Source organism: Nocardiopsis prasina DSM 43845, from assembly GCF_000341265.1.
In the GTDB taxonomy this organism is placed as follows: Bacteria; Actinomycetota; Actinomycetes; order Streptosporangiales; family Streptosporangiaceae; genus Nocardiopsis; species Nocardiopsis prasina.
On sequence record NZ_ANAE01000084.1, the window covers coordinates 1 to 3,073 of the forward strand.

At 69.5% G+C, this 3,073-nt stretch carries 5 protein-coding genes and 1 pseudogene; 5 read left to right on the plus strand and 1 reads right to left on the minus strand.

The annotated features are described in order from the left end of the window. The 5 genes and pseudogenes from D452_RS27715 to D452_RS0104990 all read left to right on the plus strand — a co-directional run. Positions 1-290 (plus strand): annotated as a pseudogene (locus D452_RS27715) (2-oxoacid:ferredoxin oxidoreductase subunit beta); the annotation flags it as partial. Positions 291-397: 107 nt separating this feature from the next. Beyond that, on the plus strand, positions 398-1,060 hold the full coding sequence (locus D452_RS0104975) for an NAD(P)-binding oxidoreductase (protein ID WP_017543043.1): 663 nt from the start codon (positions 398-400) through the stop codon (positions 1,058-1,060). A gap of 231 nt (positions 1,061-1,291) precedes the next feature. After that, a complete protein-coding gene (locus tag D452_RS0104980; protein WP_017543044.1) occupies positions 1,292-1,819 on the plus strand; it encodes a hypothetical protein in 528 nt (175 codons plus the stop codon). Positions 1,820-2,149: 330 nt separating this feature from the next. After that, entirely contained in the window at positions 2,150-2,362 is a 213-nt protein-coding gene (locus D452_RS0104985; RefSeq protein ID WP_017543045.1) for a hypothetical protein, read from the plus strand. 77 nt (positions 2,363-2,439) lie between these two features. Further along, the gene (locus D452_RS0104990; RefSeq protein WP_017543046.1) at positions 2,440-2,655 is read left to right on the plus strand and encodes a hypothetical protein; all 216 of its coding nucleotides are present in this window, start codon (positions 2,440-2,442) and stop codon (positions 2,653-2,655) included. Positions 2,656-2,723: 68 nt separating this feature from the next. On the opposite strand, the gene D452_RS0104995 is transcribed toward D452_RS0104990, so the two are convergent. Continuing rightward, a partial coding sequence (locus D452_RS0104995) for a GNAT family N-acetyltransferase (RefSeq protein WP_017543047.1) occupies positions 2,724-3,073 on the minus strand: 350 nt, incomplete at its 5' end.

Here is a 3,073-nt window from a genome sequence, read left to right on the forward strand (position 1 = left end):
GCGTGGTGGCGGACGGGTTCGGCGGGCTGGAGGTCGTGGACGTGGACTCGGTCGGCGAGGACCGGCTGATCCGGCACGACGCGCACCGCCCGGACCCGGGGTACGCGTTCGCCCTGTCCAGACTGGACCAGCCCGCCTTCGAGCACGTGCCGGTCGGGGTGTTCCGGGACGTGCGGCGGCCGGTCTACGACGAGCTGCTCAACGAACAGGTGGAGGACGCCCGGGCCGAGCGCGGCGACGGTGAGCTGGGCGCGCTGCTGGCCAGCGGGGACACCTGGACGGTGGACTGACCCCACCCGGACGGAGTCGTATTCCCCCGGGCGGCGTCGGGAAGTTCACCGCCGCCGCCCGGGGTCTCCTCCCGGTGTGCCCGTGGCGCAGGCAATACGCTTCCCCCATGCGTATCGTCATCGCCGGTGGACACGGGAAGATCGCACTGCGGCTGGCCAGGCTTCTGGCCGCCCGCGGTGACCAGCCCGTCGCCCTCATCCGCAACCCCGACCACACCCAGGACGTCGTCGACGCCGGGGCCGAGCCGGTCCTCGTCGACCTGGAGGAAGCCAGCGTCACCGAGCTGGCCGAGAAGATCATGGACGCCGACGGCGTGGTGTTCGCCGCCGGCGCCGGACCGGGCAGCGGCGCCGACCGCAAGTCCACGGTGGACCACAAGGCGGCCTCGCTGACCGCGAACGCCGCGGCCCTGGCGGGGGTGCGCCGCCTGGTGCAGGTCTCCGCGATCAACGTGGACCAGCCGGTGCCGGAGGGCACCGACGAGGTGTGGGCCGCGTACGTGGCGGCCAAGAAGGCGGCCGACGACGACCTGCGCGAACACGACCTCGACCTGGACTGGACCATCCTGCGTCCCGGTCGGCTGACCGACGAGGCCGGAACGGGTCAGGTGGACCTGGGTGAGGCCGTGGACCGCGAATCCGTGACGCGCGACGACGTGGCCGCCGTGATCGTGGCCCTCCTGGACGAACCGGGGACCGCCAAGAGGGTTCTCAACCTGGTGAACGGTCGGACGCCGGTCGCCGACGCGGTCCGCGCCGCCGCCGGCTAGCCACCCGGGTCTTCCGGACCCCGTGGATCGGGGTCCGGAGCTGTCGGTTTCCGCCGCCACCTCGGCGGTTCCCGTCGTCGGCGGCGGTTCCGGGCTTCTGTGGCCAGATGCCCTCATAGAAGGCATGATGGAAGCGGAGCCCGGCGGAATCCCGTCACGGTGGACGCGGACGACCGGGAACGACCCCCGACGGGTGAAGCAGCTCCGCAGAGCAGATGGGTACGGTTATTCATGAGCGTCACGCAGGTCGTGAGGGACAGCACTGTCGTCGAGCACGCCAAGGTCGCCGCGCAGCAGAAGCGGCGGATGTTCATCATCCAGCTCGAGGTCAACGCCTACGACGAGGCGTCCAGCAAGCTGCGGCCGGGGCTGACCCGCATCCTCGAGGGCATCGAGGAGGCCGGGTGGCGGCTGGAGCTGATCACCCCCAGCGAGACCGGTGAGTCCGCCGCCGCGCGCCTGTTCATCTTCCGTCCCGACACCGACGCCAAGGGCTCCGGGCAGGCCGAAACCGCGCAGCCCCAGCAGCAGACGCCGCAGGACCAGTCCGGTCAGCAGCAGCCCTACCAGCACCACCCCACGGGCGCCCAGCAGCCGGACCCCTACGCCGGTTACGGCCAGGGCTACGGTCAGCAGCACCAGCAGTACCCCGGTTACGACCCCCAGCAGTACCCGGGTTACGGGCAGCAGCCCGGATACGGCCAGCAGCCCGGCTATGGGCAGCAGTACCCGGGTTACGGACAGCAGCAGGGCTGGTAGCCGACCCCGATCCCGAACAACAGGGCCCGCACGGTGTGAACCGTGCGGGCCCTTCTTCATGTCCGCGTTCGCACCCCTACGGCGGGTCATGTCGGACAGGGAATGGTTCCGATGCATTTGCCAGAAGTCTGATCCAGCCACGCTTTCGGTTGTGTAACGCGCCCGGCCCGCAAGGCGTGACATGTCCGCCATGTCAGGTGCGAAGCCGAAGAAAGTCCTGAGAAACTCTGGGTTCCCGGCGAAAATCACTTCGAGCATGCGTCCAGCTACGCTAAGTTAATTACGGCGGCCGCAGCCAACCCGTATTTGTACTTCCGAAAGGTATCCACCATGTCCCGTATTGCCAAGGTTTCCGGATTCGTCCTCGCCACCGGCCTCGCCTTCGGAGCCCTGACCGGGACCGCCGCGGCCGACAACAACGCCCAGATCCAGAACATCACGATCCCGATCTGCCTCGACGTCATCAAGGCCTCCGGCTTCAGCGCCAGCGGCTGCAACGTCGTCGACTGGAACTCCACCTCGGGCATCTCCGTCCACGACTAGGCCCCCAGCCGTCGCGCGACACCCCTGCCAGACCTGCCAGATCCACCTGAGAAACACCAACCGAAAGGGATTCAACAATGCAGCGCATCACCGCCGTCTCCGGCCTCATCCTCGCCACCGGCCTCGCCCTGGGCGCCATGACCGGTACCGCCGCCGCGGACAACAACGCCCACATCCAGAACATCACCGTGCCGATCTGCGCCGACGTCATCTCCTTCGCGGGCTTCAGCTCCGAGGGCTGCAACGTCATCAACAGCAACAGCACCTCGGGCATCTCCGTCTTCGACTGGTAGTCCAGGCTCCGGGCGCAGGAACGACGCGGGGCACGGTGATCACTCACCGTGCCCCGCGTTTCGCGTGTTCAGCCCCCGCAGACGCCCTCGGCCACGCCCTCGACGGGGTCCGTGACCAGCCGGGCGTGGGACCCGGTGTCGTAGCGGGTGGTCCCGTAACGGAGCTTGGCCCGCTCGATCCCCTCCGGCCGGAACCCCGCCCGACGGGCCGCCACGCACGAACCCGGGTTGTTCACCCGGTGGCCCGTCTCGACACGGAACAGGCCCAGCTCCGCGAAGGCGAACTCGGCCACCAGTCGGGCACCGGCCGAGGCCACGCCCCGGCCCTGCTCGGCCGGGTGCGTCCAGTACGACACCCAGCCGAGCCCGTGCGTACGGCTGGGGACCGAGACCTGCGCGTGCCCCAGCACCCGGTCGG